Source organism: Wansuia hejianensis, assembly GCF_014337215.1.
Taxonomy (GTDB): domain Bacteria; phylum Bacillota; class Clostridia; order Lachnospirales; family Lachnospiraceae; genus Scatomonas; species Scatomonas hejianensis.
In genome coordinates this window covers 1147828-1167675 of the sequence record NZ_CP060635.1, presented here as the reverse complement: position 1 = coordinate 1167675, position 19848 = coordinate 1147828, and the positions used below count along the sequence as shown (strand labels likewise).

The following is a 19848-nucleotide window of genomic DNA, read 5'->3' as shown; positions in this document are numbered from 1 at the left end:
GAAAGGGGCGCGATCATGAGCTGTTGGTTGGGAATTGATGCAGGGACGAGCGGCATTAAGGCGATTATAGTCGATGAGACAGGCAAGGTGCTGAGTGAGGGATACTCAGAGGAGGATATAACCGTACCGGGGCCGGGTTTCGCAGAACAGGCCCCGGAGATCTGGTGGCAGGCCTGCGGGGCGGCGGTAAAACAGGCGGTTGGGAACTGCGGGGCCGGAATGCAGGTCAGTGCCATCGGTTTTTCCGGGCAGATGCAGGGTACCGTATTTTTGGATAAAAACTTCCAGCCTGTCCGCAATTGTATGATCTGGATGGATCAGAGAGCTGTAGAAGAGGTGGGTGAGATTGAACGCCGGATTGAGGAGGCCGGAACCGATATCATGGCTGTTACGGCCAATCACTGCCTGAACAGCTTCTGGGCTCCCAAGATCCTGTGGCTGAAAAAGCACGAGCCGGAGAATTATGAAAAGATAGAAAAAATCGTATTTACAAAAGATTATTTAGCCTGCCGCATGACCGGGGAACTTGCCACGGAAGTCAGCGACGCATCCCTGTCTTTTCTTCTGGATATACCCGGAAGAAAATGGTCGGACGAAATGTTCCGAATCACTGGAATCCCCAGAAGCTTTGTGCCGGAGAGGCTGCTGGAGTCCTGTGACGTGGTGGGAGGCCTTCGGAAAGCAGTAGCCGAAGACTGGGGACTGAGGCCGGGCATTCCTGTGATTGCGGGCGGCGGGGACCAGACGGCTAACGGTATCGGAACAGGAATCATAGAAGAAAGCATGCTGGGTGCTTCCATCGGAACCTCGGCGGTCGTATTCGGGTGCAGTAAAACTCCCTTTGTAGACAGAAAAAAACGGGCAATGCAAAGCCTCTGCCATTCCGTACAGGATCTGTGGGCTTATCTGGGACTGTCCCTCACAGCGGGGGCTTCGCTGAAGTGGGTCAGAGACGTGATGTTTGCGGAAAAGAAGCAGGAATTTCAAGCATCCGGGAAAGACATCTACGATCACATCACCGGAATTGCGTCTGAGGCTGTGCCGGGCTGCGGTGGGGTAATTTTCCTTCCTTACTTTAACGGAGATTCCGCGCCCAATCACGACGCGGACGCGCGCGCCTGTTATTTCGGCATGTCCCTGAATACCGGCATGCCGGAGATGTGCCGCAGCGTTATGGAGGGAGTCGCCTATTCTCTGAGAGAAACTGTAGAGATATGCCGGGAGCTGGGCAAGGATATCCGAACCATCCGTGTCTCAGGAGGAGGTTCCAAAAGCAGGCTGTGGCGGCAGATACAGGCAGATGTGTTTGATACATCTGTTGTGACGATGAATATAGAAGAAGGCCCGGCTGCGGGAGCGGTCATCATGGCGGCCGTGGGCAGCGGGCACTTTCATTCAGTTGCCGAGGGCTGCCGCGCCATGCTGAAGACTGCTGAAGAAGTGGAACCGGTCCGGGAAAATGTGAAAAGATACGATGAGTATTTCCAGATTTACCACGGCTTGTACGGCCATTTAAAAGAACCGTTTTCAGAAAGAGCGAGATTATATAAAAGCCCCGGACGGCAGCCGGTCTGAGGGCATGTTCGCATGCGCCGAGGCACAGATATCGGACGGGAGAAGAAGTATGAGCAAGCAGGCCGACAGGCCGGAGCCTTTATTATGCAGAATAAAATACCAGGAGGTATGAAGAATGGACTTTACATTGAATGAATCGCAGATAGGAATTCAGAAACTGGCACGGGAGTTTGCGGAAAACGAACTGGCAAAGGAGATACTGGTCAGAGATGAAACAAGGGTATTCCCGCTGGACCTGTATGGCAAAATGGCAGAGTTGGGACTGATGGGACTGCCGTATTCGACCGAATATGGCGGCCAGGGGGCGGATTATTTGTCCTATATCCTGGCTCTGGAGGAAATTTCCAAGGTGGACGCTTCCATGGGAATTGCATATTCAGTATGCACCTCCCTGTATTGCGCTAGCTTCGATAACGCAGATGCGCCGGATGAAATGAAGAAAAAGTATCTGACGCCAGTTGCCAGCGGCAAAGCGCTGGGGTCCTTCGCCCTCACAGAGCCGACAGCCGGATCGGATGCCAGCGGCTGCAGGACGGTAGCTGTGAAAGACGGGGATTCCTATGTGATTAACGGCTCGAAATGTTTTATCACGAACGGCCCTGTATCTGACTATTTCGTAGTATTTACACTGACGGATCCGGAGCTGGGGTCTAAGGGAATGGCTGCTTTTATCATAGAAAAGGGGACGCCGGGCTTCACAGTGGGAGAACGCCACAACACCATGGGAATCCGCAGTGCGGCAGTCAGCGAGCTGTTTTTTACTGATTGCAGGGTTCCTGAGGAACAGATGATTGCCGCTCCCGGGCAGGGCTTTAAGCTTGCAATGAAGAATCTGGACGGCGGACGGATCGGCGTGGCGGCGCAGGCACTGGGAATCGCAGAAGGCGCCTTCGAGATCGCTAAAAACTATTTAAAGGAGCGGGAGCAATTCCACAAACCGCTTTATAAACAGGAATATCTGGCCTTTAAGATGGCTGAGCTGGATGTGGAAATAGAGCAGGCAAAATATCTGTTGTACAAAGCAGCCATGGACAAAGCCAGCCACAAACCCTATACACTTTCAGCCGGCAAGGCGAAGCTGGTCTGCACCAACATAGCCATGAAAATGACTACTGAAGCGGTTCAGATGCTCGGAGGAAACGGGTACATGAAGGAATATCATGTGGAGCGGATGATGCGCGACGCAAAGATCACCCAGATCTATGAAGGGACGAATGAGATTCAGAAGCTGATCATATCTGGCCAGCTGTTCCGCTGAGGCGGACCAGAAGGGGTATGAGGATCTTAGTGTACCTGCAGAGCTTTCAAGCGGGTGACAGGCACGCTCTGGAAACGGCGGCCGCCATCAGGGACGCGCAGAAGGGGACAGAAATCACTGTTTTGGCCGCAGGGGGATGGCGGAAGAAAAGGATGCTGAAGGAGGCTTTGGCAATTTCCGGCGGCCGCGCATGGTTTGCCCCAGCAGGCATTGAAGATGAAGCTGGGGCAGAGCCGCAGGATGAAATGTTGTATGCGGCAGTCAGAAAAATTGAAGAAACCGAAGGAAAATTTGATCTGATCCTGATCGGGGAACAGCCGGAAGAAACCGGACTATTTCCGGCAGGCCCCGGCTTTGCGGAAGCGATGGGCTATAGCCAGATGAGCGGCGTGGAAACAGCCTCAGCCGGCTGCAAGACGGTGACGGCCGTCACGGTTTTCTACGGCCGTCAAAGGATTCTGTCTGCCGGCCTTCCCTGCGTGCTGTTTTTCGGGAAAAGCGGAGCCAGCCTCCGCCATCCGACAGTGGCGGGAATCCTGGGGGCGACAGACAATAAAATTGATATGCTGCAATGCCTGTCCCTGCGGCCGCTCCCATTGAAGGTCTGCCGGACGTCAAAGAACGGCGGTATCGGGAGGAAGGACGGAATTCTGCGGAGGGATTGTCAGACGCAGCAGGCACTGGAGGATCTGTGCCTGTTTCTGGAAGCTCATGAGGTGTTTCATCGGGAGGCGGACCATGGAGAACAGCAGTAAAAAATTTTATGAGGAACTGAATCGCTTATATTCAGGTAAGAAAATATGAAAGGACTGGAGCTGTCTTATCAGTATTATCTGGAAATCGGCAGGCCGATGCTCCGGGAAAAGTTTCCGGAATACAGTGGAAGGATAGCCGCAGGGCTGGCCGGGGAAGGATCAGAATGCCTGGGGTTTGATGATGAGATTTCCAGGGATCATGATTTCGGACCCGGATTTTGCATCTGGCTGACGGAGAGTGATAATGAGAGGACGGGCAGGCAAATGCAGGCGGCCTATGAGGAACTGCCGGGTTATTTCGGGGGATTTCCCCCGAGAAAATTTACGCCACACGGCCGTGGCAGAACGGGCGTGACGGAGATATCAGAATTCTATGCCCGTTTTATAGGACGGGAGCAGCCTCCGGGCTCCCTGCGGAGGTGGCTGCATCTGCCGGAAGCGGGGCTGGCGGCGGCTGTCAGCGGCAGAGTGTTTGAAGATCCCCTGGGGGAATTTACGGCCATACGGACCAGGCTGAAAGAATACTATCCAGAGGATGTGAGGATTAAAAAAATAGCCGCCTGTGCGGCGCGGATGACCCAGACAGGCCAGTATAATTATGGACGGTGCATGCAGAGGAGAGATGTGGTTGCCGCAGGAATTGCATTGTCAGAGTTTATCAGAAATGCTATGGCTATGATATACCTTTTGAACCGGGTCTATGCGCCATACTACAAATGGATGTTCCGGGGCCTCAGAGAGCTTTCCGTCCTTCAGGAAGCCCGGCCGTTGCTTGAAGAATTATCGGCTGCAGCCGGCCAGGAGGACCGGTGGGGCAGGGATGCCTTAACAGAGCATAGCCCATATATAAACCTGAGGGATGAGAAGGTGGTTTTAATTGAAAAGATCTGCAGAATGGTGGTAAACGAGTGGAACAGGCAAGGCTTGAGCAGCAGGACTGACGCTTTTCTGGAGCTTCACCTGGAAGGGATACTGAGCCGTGTGGAGTCTCCGGAATTGAGAAATCTGCATGTTCTGGAAGGGTGAAAACGAAGGAATTGAATGAAAAAAGAAATTTACGCATGGATCTTGACATATGTTATAACGTTTGTTAAAGTATAAGTGCAATCAGATATAAGCTTATTTTATTCCGGATTTTAAATAATCAATTAAGGAGGAAAGGTTTGGACATGCAGTACGAGAAAGAGTTGTTGGAAGAGATGTGGCGAAAGATGAACCTGTCGCGGGAATTTGAGGAACGGGTACAGTGGCTGTTCTCTATGGGCCTGGTTCATGGTACCACCCATCTGGGGGTGGGGGAAGAGGCGACTGCCGTCGGTTCAATCCTGGCATTAAAGCCGGAAGATTATGTGTTCGGGACACACAGGGGGCATAATCAGGCGATTACTAAAGGCGTAGATATCAACCATATGATGGCTGAGATTCTGGCAAGGGAAACGGGCGTATGTAAGGGGAGGGGCGGCTCCATGCATATTGCGGATCCGGATATCCATTATTTTGGGGCGGACGGAGTCCTGGGAACCAGCGCGGTGATGTGCTGCGGCGCCGGCCTTTCCATTAAGAAAAAGCAGGAGAAAGACAGGATCGCCGCCGTATTCTTCGGGGATGGTTCTTCCAATGAGGGCGCCGTATTCGAGGCGTTCAATCTGGCCGCCGTGTGGAATCTTCCCGTGCTGTTTGTCTGTGTGAACAATACTTATGGAATGTCCACCCCAATTGCCAAAGTCATGAAGGACACGGATATTTCAAAGCGGGCGCTTCCGTTCGGAATGCCGTCCAGGACGGTTGACGGCAATCATATCCTGGAAGTCTACGACGCGGTAAAGGAGGCCCGGCAGTATGTGCTGGAGAACGGCCCGATGCTTGTGGTGGAAAATACTTACAGGATCTCCGGACATTCTAAAAGCGACGGCAACCTGTACCGTTCCAAGGAAGAGATTAATGCCTGGAAGAAAAAGTGCCCGATCAAATATTTACGGAAATATCTGACGGAAAATGGAATTTTCAATGAAAAGGAACTGGACGCGATTGCGGAGCAGGCGAAACAGACCATAGAAAACGCGGTTGAATATGCGAAAAACAGCCCGGAACCATCCGTGGAGGATGTTCTTGATGATGTATATGCGTGAGAGGAGCAGAGAAAATGAGCGAGATAACTTATGCGCAGGCGATCAATGATGCGATTTCAGAGGAAATGCGCAAAGATGAAACTGTATTTATGATGGGAGAGGATATCGGTCTCTATTGCGGAGCCTTTGGAGTCTCCAAGGGAATGATCCAGGAATTTGGTGAGGAACGGATTATGGATACGCCGATTGCGGAGCAGGCATACGTGGGAGCGGCAGTCGGCGCGGCCATGACCGGGCTGCGGCCGGTGGTTGAATTGATGTTCTCTGATTTCATGTGCGTGTGTTTTGATGAACTGGTCAATGAGGCTGCCAAGCTGAGATTCATGTTCGGCGGCAAAGTCAAGGTTCCGATGGTCATGCGCGCGGCGGCTGGAGCGGGAACAGGAGCTGCCGCCCAGCATTCTCAGAGCCTGGAAGCATGCCTGGCCCATTTCCCGGGATTAAAAGTTGTGATACCTTCTACGCCCTATGATGCGAAGGGACTTCTGAAAACAGCGATCCGTGATGATAACCCAGTCATGTTCCTGGAACAGAAAAAGCTGTACAGGACAAAAGGAGAGGTGCCGGAAGAGGAATATTCTATTCCGTTAGGGGTGGCGGATATTAAAAAAGCAGGGAGCGACTGCACGATCGTTACATACGGCAGGATGGTTCAGGTCAGCCTGGAAGCTGCCGCAGTTCTTGAAAAAGAAAACATTCATGCAGAAGTCATAGATATCAGAAGCCTGCTTCCACTGGATACCGGGACAATCATTGAGTCGGTGAAAAAGACCAAACATGTGTTAATCGTTCATGAGGCAGTGCAGTTCGGAGGTTTTGGCGGAGAAATCAGCGGCCAGATTGCCGACAGCGAGGCTTTCTATTACCTGGATGCTCCGATTAAGAGACTTGGAGCCAAGAGCACGCCGATCCCCTTTAACCCCACGTTAGAGGCTGATACCTTCCCGACGGTTGATAAGGTTGTCAATGCGGTCAGGGAATTGCTGTAAGGAGGATGAAGAAATGATAGAGATTTTCATGCCTAAGGCGGGGATGGACATGACAGAAGGAACACTGATCCGCTGGCTGAAAGAGGTGGGCGATCCGGTGGAGAAGGATGAGCCTGTCATGGAGATTGAGACAGATAAAATTACCATGGAGGCAGAAGCCCCCGGCAGCGGTTTTCTGTTAAGTAAAGTAGTGGAAGAAGGGGCAGTAGTCCCTGTGCTCACCGTACTGGGCTATATCGGTGAAAAAGGGGAAAAGGCGCCGGAAGGCAAAAAGGCAGAGGTGCTGGCGACTCCTTATGCTAAAAAGATCGCCGCTGAGCAGAAGATTGACCTGGCGGAGGTGAAAGGCGGCGGGGACGGGATCATCCGGGCAGCGGATGTGCTGGCGACTCCCCTTGCGGCGCGGGTAGCAGAAGAAAAACAAATTGATCTGACTGAGGTGACCGGAAGCGGATATAATGGAAAAATCACAATGGAGGATGTGGAGCGCTGCGCGGCGGAGCCGTACAAAGCGGAACCATGCAAAGCAGAGCCGTGCAAAGCGGAGCCGGCCGTGAAGGATTACCGGACAGTTGAATCCCGGCAGCAGCTGAAGGGAGTCCGCAAAGTGGTCGGCAGGAGGATGTTTGAGAGCTACAGCCAGGTGCCGACTGTGATGCAGAGCATGAAAGTGGATATGACTGAGCTGATCCGGTTCAGAAAGAAGATAAACGAGGGACGTGAAACAAGGATCTCGATCAATGATTTTATAATCAAAGCGACGGCTATCGCTGTGAAGGAACTGCCTCACGTCAGGACTATGATAGAAGGTGATGAGCTGGTCACCTACGCGGAGGCCAATATCGGGTTCGCAGTGGCGGTAGACGGAGGGCTTTTTGTGCCGGTCATCAGGAATGCGGATCTGCTGTCTGTCGGGGAGATTTCCCGCCAGGCCAGGAAACTTGCGGAGTCAGCGCGAAAGGGTACGATTCAGCCGGATGACTGCAAGGGAGGAACCTTCACGATTTCCAATATGGGAATGTACGATGTATTTACGTTCAATCCGATCATCAATCAGCCGGAAAGCGGCATTCTGGGCATAACAGGCACTGAAGATGTGCTCCGGATGGTAGATGGAAAGGTTGTCGTTCGCCAGGAAGCCGTATTATGCATGAGCTATGACCACAGGGTGATGGATGGGGTCGGCTCAGCCAGGCTGAAAAAGCGAGTGAAGGAACTGATTGAACATCCCATGGAGATTCTCATATAAAGGAGGCCCTTATGAAGCAGTATGACATTGCGGTGATCGGAGGCGGGCCGGCGGGATATATCGCGGCGATTAAAGGCGCGCAGCTGGGCGCAGAGGTCATTTTATTTGAAAAAGATGTGCTGGGAGGGACCTGCCTGAACAGGGGCTGTATACCGACGAAGACGTATCTAAAGGGCGCGGAGGCGATCCATCAGATACGGTCGGCCTCCGGCTACGGAATTATGAATGACAGCAACATAACGGTAGATATGAAAAAAGCGGTACTTCATAAAAATTCAGTCGTAAAACAGCTGACCCAGGGAGTCGGGGGACTGCTGAAGTCCAACCGCGTCAGAGTAGTGTACGGGGAAGCACAGATGGCCGGAGAGAATACCATAACATGCGGGGGAGAGGTATACAGCGCTAACAGCATTATTTTATGCGGAGGGTCAAAAACACACCGCATACCGATACCGGGGATTGACGACGGGAACGTTTTGACCAGCGATGAAATCCTGGATCTTCAGGAAGTGCCGGAAAAGCTGGCGATCATCGGCGGCGGAGTGATCGGCTGTGAAATGGCGGCCGTGTTCAGCCATTATGGTAGCAGCGTTACTGTGATAGAGGCCGAAAGCAGGATTTTGCCTCAGATGGACGCAGAGCTGTCGGAGGCGCTGAGTGATTCCTTCCGGAAGCAGAAGGTGGAGATCCTGACCTCCCACGCAGTGGAGAAAATCACCAGAAGCGGCAGCAGAAGCGTAATCTGCTGCGCGGGAGGAAAGGCGGTAGAAGCTGATAAAATTCTTCTGTCCATAGGCCGTGTTTCCGATCTTAACTGTCTGGGGGCGCTGAAGGACAGAATCTCTCAGGAGCGTGGCAAGGTAATTGTTGATGAATATATGAAGACAAATATTCCGAATATTTATGCCGCAGGCGATATTAATGGTAAAAGTATGCTGGCCCATTCAGCCTTTAAGATGGGAGAAGCGGCCGCTGAGAATGCCATGGGGGGGCATGTGAAATGTTCGCTGAAATATGTTCCCGGCTGTGTGTATACTCTGCCTGAATGCGCGGGGGCGGGTCTGACAGAAGAGGCTGCCTGTGAGAAATATGGCAGTGAGAATATATCCGTCGGGAAATTCCCCTTTTCAGCCAACGGCCGCGCCCTGGCGTCCGGCGCTCCGGAGGGTTTTGTGAAAGTGATTGCCGAAAAGCGGTACGGGGAGCTGCTGGGCGTGCATATTTTCGGGACAGATGCTGCTGAGATGATTGCTGAAGCCGTTTCCCTGATGACGGCTGAGATTCCGGCGGATGAAATCGCCGGGATGATTCATGCCCACCCCACCTATTCTGAAGCATTTATGGAAGCGTGCGCCGATTCGGCTGGCCGGTGTATGCACCTTCCGGCAAGAGGAAAATAACAGAAAAAATGGCCTGCTGGTCAGCGACGGATCAGCGGGCATTTCCATTCGTACAATTAATTGACTTTTCAGTTTTTTAGGCCTTGTCTCATTGACTAATAAAACCAAATAGAATATACTTTAAATAATTTGGGAAATTGTGGCGGATATCGCGAGACAGGGCTGTGGACTCTTAATATATGGAGGTGTTTGGTCTTATGGCCCTGGTTTTTATAGAATCGACGAGCACAGACCCTGCTTTTAACCTGGCTCTGGAACAGTATCTGTTTGATCATATGAACCCCGGGAACGACTATTTCTTTCTCTGGCAGAACGACAATTCGATTATCATAGGGAAAAACCAGAATACGGTAGAGGAGATCAATTCCTCTTATGTCAGCGCCCATGGGATCAAAGTGGTCCGGAGGCTTTCAGGCGGCGGTGCGGTATATCATGACCTGGGAAACGTCAATTTTACGTTTATTGTGAACAGCAAGTCATATTCCGGAATTGATTTCGGAGCGTTCACATCGCTCATAGCAGGCGCACTGAAGAAGCTGAAGGTACCGGCCTGCGTCAATGGGCGGAATGATATCCTGGCAGATGGGAAGAAAATATCAGGCAATGCCCAGTATGTGAAGCAGAACAGGATCATGCACCACGGCACTTTAATGTTCCGGTCAGATCTGGAAACGCTTACGCATGCCCTGAATGCTTCAGAGTCTAAAATACAGTCTAAGGGCATCAAATCCATAAAAAGCCGGGTGGCAAACATCAGCGATTACATTGAGGAATCCATGGGCATTGAGGAGTTTAAAAGCTTTCTGGTGTCTTATCTGTCGGAGATGGCAGCGCTGGTTCCGTATACTCTGTCTGAGCAAGAGGTGGAAGGAGTCATGGAATTAAAGCGCCGCGTTTATGATACATGGGACTGGAATTACGGACGTTCTCCCCGGTACAATACGGTTAAGGAGCGGCGTTTTGAGGGCTGCGGGGAGATCCGGCTGTACCTCTACGTCAGCCAGGGGGCCATTGAGGAGTTTCACGCCTATGGCGATTATTTCGGCGTGAAGGATGCGGCAGAGCTGTCGGCCCTGCTGTCGGGGGTAAAGCTTTCACTGCCGGATCTGGCAGAAGCCCTGAAGACGATTGACGTCGGCCAGTATTTCCATAATCTAACCAGAGAAGAGCTGATGGAATTCCTTCTCGAGTAAGGCAGAAGTCTGGAATGAGTCTTGATAGAAAGGAAAATGAGTAATGGACAATTCGGATATTCAGAAGTTAGTCGAAATTGCAAAGATGTATTATAACGATCATATGACGCAGGAGATGATTTCAAAGGTTTTTTCTATTTCGAGATCGGCTGTTTCCATGTGTCTGACGGAGGCCAAGAATATTGGGATTGTTCAGGTGCAGATTAATGACCCGTCGCAGAATAATGAGGATCTGGCCGGACGCATGGAACGGGAGTTCGGGCTGAGAAAATGTATCGTGGTCCCGAGCGGCACTTATAATGAGAAGGCGCTGGTACATATCGTTACCTCGCAGGCGGTGCGTTTCGCTCTGGGGCTGCTGCAGAGCCATTCCTGTATTGGGACCTCCTGGGGCAATGCCTGCTATGAGTTCATGCATTCCTTTCCTGCTGATACAAATCTCTGTGATATCAGTGTAGTTCCCCTGATCGGTATTTCGCCGCTGCTAACACAGGAGTATCAGTTGAATGAAAGTGTCCGCATGTTTGCGGAAAAACTGCACGGCAATCCGTTATTTATCTATTCGCCGGGATATGTGGACAATTTTGAAGATAAGAAGCGGGTCATGGAAAGCAGCTATATGCAGCCTATTTTTAAACGCTGGCACGATCTGGATTTTGCCATTCTGGGAATCGGCAGGGCTCAGGAGAGGAGCGAGCTGCGCCAGTACCGCTGTGAAGGGGACAATATGTTCCAGGAGATCTGTTCAGATCCGGATATGGCCGTAGGCGATATCTGCGCCCGCCGTTTTAATATACACGGCGAATTCATTAACTGTGAATATAACGAAAAGCTGATTGGAGTCGATAAGAAGATCCTGAGTGAAGCAAAGCATGTGATGGCCATTGCGGCCGGAAGCTCCAAGGTCATCCCGATCATCGGCGCTCTCCGGACAGGCATCATCCATTATCTGGCCACGGATGAGAACACGATCTTCCAGATCCTGGATCTTCTGTCACTGGGCCGGATGTGAATCCTGTGTGAATTTCATCATCTATTTTTCTTGCCTATTTGCTCTGAAATAGGCTTGTATAAAATCGTGAAAAATTGATTGATAAATATTTGACATATCGTGAAATCAGGAGTATAGTAAGAGCATAGAGTGTAGAGAGCAGTTAAGGGAAAAATAACATAATGGGGGCCAGGCAGCTATTATGTCAAGAGCAATATATCCCGGCATCTTTGATCCGGTTACATATGCCCACCTGGATATTATCCGCAGAGCCTGCGCGATGACCGATGAACTGATCATCGGTGTTTTGTGTGAGCCTGAGATTTCACCCCTGTTCACCTGTGAGGAACGGCTGCATATGATGCGGGAAGCCGTGAAGGATTTTGACCGCGTCGCGGTGCTCAGCTATCAGAAGCTGACGATAGATCTGGCCAGGGAACTGGGAGTGGATTTTATTATACGGGATTTGAAGATTGGAATTCATTTTGAAGCAGAGATGAAGCATGCCCAGACGAACAGTAAGATGGACCCGGAAATCGAAACGGTTTTCCTGGCTAACTCTTTAGAACTCGGATTTCTGGCTTCTGGCAATGTGAAGAACATTGCGTCTTATGGGACAGATGTGTCCTGCTTCGTACCGGGTTTCGTCAATGAGAGGCTAAAGGCGAAATATCAGATACCCGTTTATCCCTGATACAATTAAATTGTATATAAATATTAAAATGAATGTGTAGGTTGAAGGAGGTAAAACATGGCAAAAAAAGTTGTTTTGGCTGGAGCATGCCGTACGGCAGTTGGCAGTATGGGAGGTTCTTTAAGTACGACGCCGGCAGCTGACCTGGGAGCAATCGTAATCAAAGAGGCATTAAAGCGCACAGGCATACCGGCCGACCAGGTGGATACGGTATATATGGGATGCGTCATCCAGGCAGGCCTGGGTCAGAACGTTGCGAGACAGGCGTCCATCAAAGCCGGACTTCCGGTTGAGGTACCGGCCATGACCATTAATATTGTCTGTGGATCCGGACTGAACTGTGTGAACATGGCTGCTGCCATGATTCAGGCAGGAGAGGCTGATATCGTGGTTGCCGGCGGTATGGAGAATATGTCCATGGCGCCCTATGCCCTGAAGAATGCCCGTTACGGCTATCGTATGGGGAATGCACCGATGGTGGATACCATGGTCAATGATGCGCTGTGGGACGCTTTCAATGATTATCATATGGGAATCACCGCTGAGAATGTTGCAGAGCAGTGGGGACTGACCAGAGAGCAGCTGGACGAATTCGCAGCATCCAGCCAGCAGAAGGCATGCGCCGCAATCGAAGCAGGCAAATTCAAAGACGAAATTGTTCCGGTTGAGATTAAGAAGAAAAAAGAGACAGTTATTTTTGATACAGATGAGGGTCCGCGTCCGGGAACGACGGCAGAAGGCATTGCAAGACTCCGCCCGGCGTTCAAGAAGGACGGCATCGTGACCGCGGCCAACGCTTCCAGCATCAATGACGGAGCGGCTGCAATCATCGTCATGAGTGAGGAAAAGGCAAAAGAACTGGGTGTAACCCCGATGGCCACCTGGGTAGCAGGCGCGCTAGGCGGCGTAGATCCTTCCATCATGGGTGTGGGGCCTGTTGCGGCCACTAAGAAAGTTATGGCGAAGACGGGCCTGTCTGTTGCAGATATGGATCTGATTGAAGCCAATGAGGCGTTTGCCGCGCAGTCTCTGGCAGTAGCCCATGACCTGGAATTCGATATGGACAAGGTAAATGTCAACGGCGGAGCGATCGCGCTGGGCCATCCGGTAGGCGCTTCCGGCTGCCGGATCCTGGTTACCCTGCTCCATGAGATGCAGAAGAGAGACGCTAAGAAAGGTCTTGCAACCCTCTGCATCGGCGGCGGCATGGGATGCGCTACGATTGTAGAGCGCGACTAATGAGTTAATTTGAATGATACAGCTGCGGGACAAGTTTCCGCAGCTGCCTCAGAATACAAAGAAGAAGGGAGTTATCTTATGGAATTCATTACGTATGAGACAGAGGGTGCGATAGGTGTCCTCACGATTAACCGGCCTAAAGCATTGAATGCATTGAACAGCCAGGTGCTGGAAGATCTGGATGCCGCTCTGGACGCGGTGGATCTGAACGAAATTCGCGTGCTGATCCTGACGGGCGCCGGAGAAAAATCCTTTGTGGCAGGAGCTGATATCGGAGAGATGAGCAGCCTGACAAAAGAAGAAGGAGAGGCCTTCGGGAAGAAAGGAAACGACGTTTTCCGCAAAATCGAGACCTTCCCGATTCCGGTCATCGCTGCGGTCAACGGATTCGCTCTTGGCGGCGGCTGCGAAATTTCCATGAGCTGTGATATTCGTATCTGTTCAGAAAATGCAGTGTTCGGACAGCCGGAAGTAGGCCTTGGAATTACGCCTGGCTTCGGCGGAACCCAGAGACTGGCCAGAATCGTAGGTGTTGGGAAGGCAAAAGAGATGATCTACGGAGCCAGGAATATCAAAGCGGATGAGGCATACCGCATCGGCCTTGTGAACAGTGTATATCCTCTGGAAGAGCTGATGCCCGCAGCCAGGAAGCTGGCGTCTACCATCGCCAGGAATGCCCCGATTGCGGTGCGCAACAGCAAGAAAGCCATCAATGACGGTCTTCAGACCGACATGGATCAGGCGATTGTGATCGAAGAGAAGATGTTCGGCGATTGTTTTGAGTCTTACGATCAGAAAGAGGGCATGGCTGCGTTTCTGGAGAAAAGAAAAGTTGAAGCATTTCTGAATAAATAAGACAAACCATCACTTTCAGTTTGTACAATTAAAATTAATGGAGGAAAGGGACATGAAAGTAGGTATTATTGGGGCGGGAACTATGGGTTCCGGAATCGCTCAGGCATTTGCCCAGACAGAGGGATATGAAGTATGCCTGTGCGATATCAACGACGAGCTGGCGGCAAACGGCAAGAAAAAGATTGCCAAAGGCTTTGAAAAGCGTGTTGCCAAGGGCAAGATGGACCAGGCAGCGGCGGATGCCATTCTGGCAAAGATCACCACAGGTGTGAAAGATATCTGTACGGATTGTGATCTGGTTGTGGAAGCTGCGCTGGAGGTCATGGCAATCAAAAAACAGACGTTCAAAGAGCTGCAGGATATCTGCAAAGCAGACTGCATCTTCGCGACTAACACGTCTTCTCTGTCCATCACAGAGATCGGCGCAGGACTGGACAGACCGGTCATCGGCATGCATTTCTTCAATCCGGCGCCTGTTATGAAGTTGGTTGAGGTCATTGCGGGACTGAACACACCGGCTGAGCTGGTCGAGAGAATTAAGGCTATTTCCGCTGAAATCGGCAAGACTCCGGTTCAGGTAGAAGAGGCTGCTGGATTTGTTGTGAACCGTATCCTTGTGCCGATGATCAACGAGGCAGTCGGCATCTATGCAGACGGCGTCGCTTCTGTAGCGGACATTGATACAGCCATGAAGCTGGGCGCCAACCATCCGATGGGCCCCCTGGAGCTGGGCGACCTGATCGGCCTGGACATCTGTCTGGCAATTATGGAAGTCCTGTACAATGAGACAGGAGATTCCAAATACCGTCCCCATCCGCTGCTTCGCAAAATGGTTCGCGGCGGCAAGCTGGGACGCAAAACCGGCATCGGTTTCTATGATTACAGCAAGTAAGGAATAATGGAGGAAAAGACATGGATTTCGCATTAGATAAGAAACATGAAATGGCGAGAACTCTGTTCAGAGAGTTCGCCGAAAAAGAAGTAAAGCCTCTTGCGCAGGAAGTAGACGAAACAGAAGCATTTCCGCGTGCGACGGTAGATAAGCTGGCGAAATACGGATTTCTGGGAATTCCGGTGCCGAAAGAGTACGGCGGACAGGGTTGCGATCCCCTGACCTACGCCATGTGTGTGGAAGAACTGGCTAAGGTCTGCGGCACTACTTCAGTTATCGTATCCGCGCATACATCCCTGTGTATCGATCCGATTCTGACCTACGGAACCGAAGAGCAGAAGCAGAAATACGTTCCGGCGCTGGCACGCGGCGAGAAGCTGGGTGCATTCGGACTGACAGAGCCCGGTGCGGGAACCGATGCCCAGGGACAGCAGACAAAGGCTGTTCTGGACGGAGACGAGTGGGTGCTGAATGGTTCAAAATGTTTCATTACCAATGGCAAGGAAGCAGATGTATACATAGTGATCGCCGTTACAGGAGTCATTGAAAAAAGAGGTAAAAAACTTAAAGAGATCTCCTCTTTCATCGTTGAAAAAGGGACTCCCGGCTTCACCTTTGGCACAAAGGAGAAGAAGATGGGTATCCGCGGTTCCTCTACCTATGAGCTGATTTTTACAGACTGCCGCATTCCGAAGGAAAACCTTCTGGGACAGCAGGGCAAGGGCTTTAATATCGCCATGCACACGCTGGACGGCGGCCGTATCGGTATCGCTGCTCAGGCACTGGGCCTGGCAGAGGGCGCTCTGGATGTTACGATCAAATATGTAAAAGAAAGAAAACAGTTCGGCCGTTCTATCTCCCAGTTCCAGAATACTCAGTTCCAGCTGGCTGATATGGCAACAAAGGTAGAGGCTGCCCAGATGCTGGTATACAAAGCTGCCATGGCGAAAGCCACACAGAAGGTATACAGCGTAGAAGCTGCCAAGGCAAAATTATATGCGGCAGAGGTTGCTATGGAAGTGACCACCAAGGCTGTCCAGTTACACGGAGGCTACGGCTACATCAGAGAGTACGATGTAGAGCGTATGATGCGTGATGCGAAGATTACTGAGATCTACGAAGGAACTTCTGAAGTTCAGCGTATGGTAATTTCCGGAAACTTATTGAAATAACAGGAGGTACGAACCGTGAAGATAGTTGTTTGTGTAAAACAGGTACCGGATACCAAGGGTGGAGTTCAGTTCAACCCGGACGGTACATTGAATCGAGCTGCAATGCTTGCAATCATGAACCCGGATGACAAGGCTGGCCTGGAGGCCGCACTGAGACTGAAAGACGAATATGGAGCTGAAGTCACTGTCATCACCATGGGTCTTCCCAAGGCTACAGACGTTCTTCGTGAAGCGCTGGCCATGGGAGCAGATAAGGGAATTCTGGTCACTGACCGCGTGCTGGGCGGCGCCGATACCTGGGCAACCTCTCAGACTCTGGCGGCGGCCATCAGGAACCTGGAGTATGATCTGATCATCACCGGACGTCAGGCGATTGACGGCGATACCGCACAGGTAGGGCCGCAGATCTCCGAGCATCTGGGAATTCCGGTAATTTCCTATGCGCAGAATCTGAAAATTGAAGGCGACAGCGTGATTGTTGAGCGCCAGTATGAAGACAGATATCATGTGGTAAAGGCACAGATGCCCTGCCTGATCACCGCTCTTTCAGAATTAAATGAGCCGCGTTACATGACTCCGGGCGGAATCTTCGATGCATGCGATGCAGAGATCACGACCTGGGGAAGAGCAGACCTGAAGGATCTGGATGACGCCAATATCGGACTGAAGGGTTCTCCGACTAAGATCGCAAAAGCTTCTGACAAAGTCAGAAAAGGCGCGGGAGAGCAGGTTACTTTAGATCCGGAAGCCGGCGCAGCTTACCTCTTGGAAAAACTGCAAGAGAAACATATCATTTAATAAAGGTGGTGAAAAGGAATGAATTTGGAAGAATATAAAGGCGTATTTGTCTTTGCGCAGCAGGTGGACAACAAATTAAGCGGCATCGCTTTTGAATTACTGGGCAAAGCAAAAGACCTGGCAAAAGACCTGAATACAGATGTAGCCGCAGTCCTTCTCGGAAGCGGAGTAAAAGATCTGGCTGATGAGCTGGCAGCTTACGGCGCAGACCGTGTAATCGTTGTAGACGATCCGGAGCTGAAGGATTACAGAACAGAGCCGTATACCCATGCTCTGTCATCCGTCATCAATGAATTCAAACCGGAAATCATGCTGGTGGGAGCGACAGCTATCGGACGCGACCTGGGACCTAGAGTATCCGCAAGGGTTGCAACCGGCCTTACAGCAGACTGTACACAGCTGGATATCGGTGATTTCCCGCTGGTAGCTAAAGAGGGACAGGAACAGAAGCACAATCAGCTGCTGATGACCCGTCCGGCTTTCGGCGGCAACACGATTGCTACGATCGCGTGTCCGAATAACCGTCCTCAGATGGCTACCGTACGTCCGGGTGTTATGCAGAAGATCGAGCGCATTGAGGGCGCTAAAGCCAATGTGGTAGAGTACAACCCGGGCTTCACCCCGAATAATAAATACGTAGAGATCCTGGATGTAGTAAAGGCTGTAACAGATACGGTGGATATTATGGATGCAAAGATCCTGGTATCCGGCGGCCGTGGTCTCGGCGGCCCGGAGAACTTCAAGATCCTGGAGGATCTGGCAGAAGCGCTGGGCGGAGAAGTGAGCTGTTCCCGTGCAGTAGTAGATTCCGGCTGGAAGCCGAAAGACCTGCAGGTAGGACAGACCGGCAAGACCGTACGTCCCCAGGTATATTTTGCAATCGGTATCTCCGGAGCGATCCAGCACGTAGCAGGCATGGAAGAATCCGATCTGATCATCGCCATCAACAAGGATGAGACTGCTCCGATCTTTGACGTTGCAGATTACGGTCTGGTTGGCGATCTGAACAAGGTCGTACCGAAACTGACTGAGATGATCAAGGCAAACAAAAAGGCTGATTAAATCTGGGTAATTGAATCATAGCACTCACGGCAGGTGAGTGAGAAGAAAACTGCCTCAACAGGAAGGAAGGAAGGAATTCCCGAATGGAGAGGCAGTTTTTTGTTTTAGAAGGGATTCTCTGTGGGATAACGATCTCCGGCCGGGCGGTTGTATCCGATTTCCTCAACGGGTACCCCAATATACTTGAATACCTCATACAGCGCCTTGCCATAATGTCCGAAGGCAACGGCCCCATGATGCGGATAATTGCCCTCTATGAGCACATGGCGGTAAAAACGGCCCATTTCAGGTATTGCGAATACCCCGATGGAGCCAAAGGAACGGGTGGCAACCGGAAGAACTTCGCCTTGCGTCACATAGGCGCGGAGAATATTATCCGCGGTGCTCTGAAGCCGGAAAAAAGTGATATCTCCAGGCACGATGTCGCCTTCCAGCGTGCCCTGGGTCACTTCTTCCGGGAGAGATCTGGCCATAATGAACTGATATTTCATCTCGCATCTGTTGAGCTTTTGGATGGCAGTGTTTCCGCAGTGGAAGCCCATGAAGGTATCCTTTTGAGTATAGTTGAATTTTCCACGGATATCAGCTTCATACAGATCCCTTGGAACGGTATTGTTGATATCCAGCAGGGTGACGATATCCTGGCTGACAGCCATACCTATGTATTCGCTGAGAGCCCCGTAGATGTCTACCTCACAGGATACAGGAATTCCCTGGGCGGTCAGGCGGCTGTTGACATAACAGGGGACAAAGCCGAACTGAGTCTGGAACGCCGGCCAGCATTTTCCGGCGATGGTGGCATATTTGCGGCAGCCCTTATGTTCATTAACCCAGTCCTTTAAAGTCAACTCATATTGCGCCAGCTTCGGCAAAATGTTCGGTTTTTTATTGCCTTCACCCAATTCGGCTGTCATTTCCTCCACCAGGGAGGGAATGCGTGGGTCATTGTCATGCTTATGAAATGCTTCAAAAAGATCCAGCTCTGAATTTTCTTCGATTTCGACGCCCAGGTTGTATAACTGCTTGATGGGGGCGTTGCAGGCGAGGAAGTTCAGAGGACGGGGGCCGAAGCTGATGATTTTCAGCTCGGATAATCCCACAACCGCACGGGCGACGGGCAGGAACTCATGAATCATATCTGCACATTGTTCAGCATCTCCTACGGGGTATTCCGGTATAAAGGCTTTAATATTCCGGAGCTTCAGGTTATAACTGGCGTTCAGCATGCCGCAGTAAGCGTCCCCACGGCCGCTAACCAGGTTGCTGCCGGTTTCTTCTGCGGCGGCGAGGAACATTTTCGGACCGGAAAAGTGTTTGGCGAGCAGTGTTTCTGAAATTTCAGGGCCAAAATTGCCTAAATAGACGGCCAGGGCATTGCAGCCGGCTTTTTTTATGTTCTCCAAAGCCTGTACCATATGGAGTTCGCTCTCTACGATACAGACCGGGCATTCATAAATGTCCTTGTGACCATATTTTTTCGTATAAGCGTCAATCAGGGATTTCCGGCGGCTGACAGACAGGCTTTCCGGGAAACAGTCTCTGCTGACGGCCACGATGCCGATTTTAATTTCAGGTATATGATTCATGGTTCTCCTCC

18 protein-coding genes are annotated in these 19848 nt (G+C 51.3%); 17 read left to right on the top strand and 1 reads right to left on the bottom strand.

The features are described from left to right. Positions 1-15 precede the first annotated feature (15 nt). The 17 genes from xylB (at position 16) to H9Q79_RS05275 (ending at position 18251) form a co-directional block, all read left to right on the top strand. Positions 16-1575: a xylulokinase gene (gene xylB, locus H9Q79_RS05355; protein WP_249329346.1), complete on the top strand. Its 1560-nt coding sequence runs from the start codon at positions 16-18 to the stop codon at positions 1573-1575. A 115-nt stretch (positions 1576-1690) separates the two neighbouring features. Beyond that, on the top strand, positions 1691-2833 hold the full coding sequence (locus H9Q79_RS05350; RefSeq protein WP_118643666.1) for an acyl-CoA dehydrogenase family protein: 1143 nt from the start codon (positions 1691-1693) through the stop codon (positions 2831-2833). Positions 2834-2850: 17 nt separating this feature from the next. After that, positions 2851-3588 (top strand): hypothetical protein, encoded by a 738-nt coding sequence (locus tag H9Q79_RS05345; RefSeq protein ID WP_118643668.1) that lies wholly within the window; start codon positions 2851-2853, stop codon positions 3586-3588. A gap of 45 nt (positions 3589-3633) precedes the next feature. Beyond that, positions 3634-4614, top strand: a complete 981-nt coding sequence (locus H9Q79_RS05340; protein ID WP_118643670.1) for a DUF4037 domain-containing protein — start codon at positions 3634-3636, stop codon at positions 4612-4614. A gap of 143 nt (positions 4615-4757) precedes the next feature. Then, the gene (locus H9Q79_RS05335) at positions 4758-5717 is read left to right on the top strand and encodes a thiamine pyrophosphate-dependent dehydrogenase E1 component subunit alpha (RefSeq protein ID WP_249329345.1); all 960 of its coding nucleotides are present in this window, start codon (positions 4758-4760) and stop codon (positions 5715-5717) included. Between the two features lie 14 nt (positions 5718-5731). Continuing rightward, positions 5732-6706: an alpha-ketoacid dehydrogenase subunit beta gene (locus H9Q79_RS05330; RefSeq protein ID WP_118643767.1), complete on the top strand. Its 975-nt coding sequence runs from the start codon at positions 5732-5734 to the stop codon at positions 6704-6706. A gap of 13 nt (positions 6707-6719) precedes the next feature. After that, on the top strand, positions 6720-7955 hold the full coding sequence (locus tag H9Q79_RS05325) for a dihydrolipoamide acetyltransferase family protein (RefSeq protein WP_249329344.1): 1236 nt from the start codon (positions 6720-6722) through the stop codon (positions 7953-7955). Between the two features lie 11 nt (positions 7956-7966). Then, positions 7967-9355 carry a dihydrolipoyl dehydrogenase gene (lpdA, locus tag H9Q79_RS05320; protein ID WP_249329343.1) on the top strand — a complete coding sequence of 463 codons (1389 nt, stop codon included), beginning with the start codon at positions 7967-7969 and terminating at the stop codon, positions 9353-9355. 197 nt (positions 9356-9552) lie between these two features. Next, positions 9553-10548: a lipoate--protein ligase gene (locus tag H9Q79_RS05315; protein WP_118643674.1), complete on the top strand. Its 996-nt coding sequence runs from the start codon at positions 9553-9555 to the stop codon at positions 10546-10548. A 43-nt stretch (positions 10549-10591) separates the two neighbouring features. Beyond that, positions 10592-11560: a sugar-binding transcriptional regulator gene (locus tag H9Q79_RS05310; RefSeq protein ID WP_118643676.1), complete on the top strand. Its 969-nt coding sequence runs from the start codon at positions 10592-10594 to the stop codon at positions 11558-11560. Positions 11561-11741: 181 nt separating this feature from the next. Beyond that, the gene (coaD, locus tag H9Q79_RS05305) at positions 11742-12233 is read left to right on the top strand and encodes a pantetheine-phosphate adenylyltransferase (protein WP_118643678.1); all 492 of its coding nucleotides are present in this window, start codon (positions 11742-11744) and stop codon (positions 12231-12233) included. A gap of 57 nt (positions 12234-12290) precedes the next feature. Further along, positions 12291-13472, top strand: a complete 1182-nt coding sequence (locus H9Q79_RS05300; RefSeq protein WP_118643679.1) for an acetyl-CoA C-acetyltransferase — start codon at positions 12291-12293, stop codon at positions 13470-13472. A 78-nt stretch (positions 13473-13550) separates the two neighbouring features. Next, complete coding sequence (locus H9Q79_RS05295) at positions 13551-14327, top strand: enoyl-CoA hydratase-related protein (RefSeq protein WP_118643681.1); 777 nt, start codon at positions 13551-13553, stop codon at positions 14325-14327. A gap of 52 nt (positions 14328-14379) precedes the next feature. Then, positions 14380-15219 carry a 3-hydroxyacyl-CoA dehydrogenase NAD-binding domain-containing protein gene (locus H9Q79_RS05290; RefSeq protein WP_118643683.1) on the top strand — a complete coding sequence of 280 codons (840 nt, stop codon included), beginning with the start codon at positions 14380-14382 and terminating at the stop codon, positions 15217-15219. A 20-nt stretch (positions 15220-15239) separates the two neighbouring features. Further along, positions 15240-16391, top strand: coding sequence for an acyl-CoA dehydrogenase (locus H9Q79_RS05285; protein ID WP_249329342.1), 1152 nt, complete (start codon positions 15240-15242; stop codon positions 16389-16391). A gap of 15 nt (positions 16392-16406) precedes the next feature. Then, the gene (locus H9Q79_RS05280) at positions 16407-17189 is read left to right on the top strand and encodes an electron transfer flavoprotein subunit beta/FixA family protein (RefSeq protein WP_249329341.1); all 783 of its coding nucleotides are present in this window, start codon (positions 16407-16409) and stop codon (positions 17187-17189) included. An 18-nt stretch (positions 17190-17207) separates the two neighbouring features. Further along, a complete protein-coding gene (locus H9Q79_RS05275) occupies positions 17208-18251 on the top strand; it encodes an electron transfer flavoprotein subunit alpha/FixB family protein (protein WP_118643685.1) in 1044 nt (347 codons plus the stop codon). Positions 18252-18355: 104 nt separating this feature from the next. Here H9Q79_RS05275 and H9Q79_RS05270 read toward each other — a convergent pair whose 3' ends face one another. Further along, positions 18356-19837 (bottom strand): L-fucose/L-arabinose isomerase family protein, encoded by a 1482-nt coding sequence (locus H9Q79_RS05270; protein ID WP_249329340.1) that lies wholly within the window; start codon positions 19835-19837, stop codon positions 18356-18358. Positions 19838-19848 lie beyond the last annotated feature (11 nt).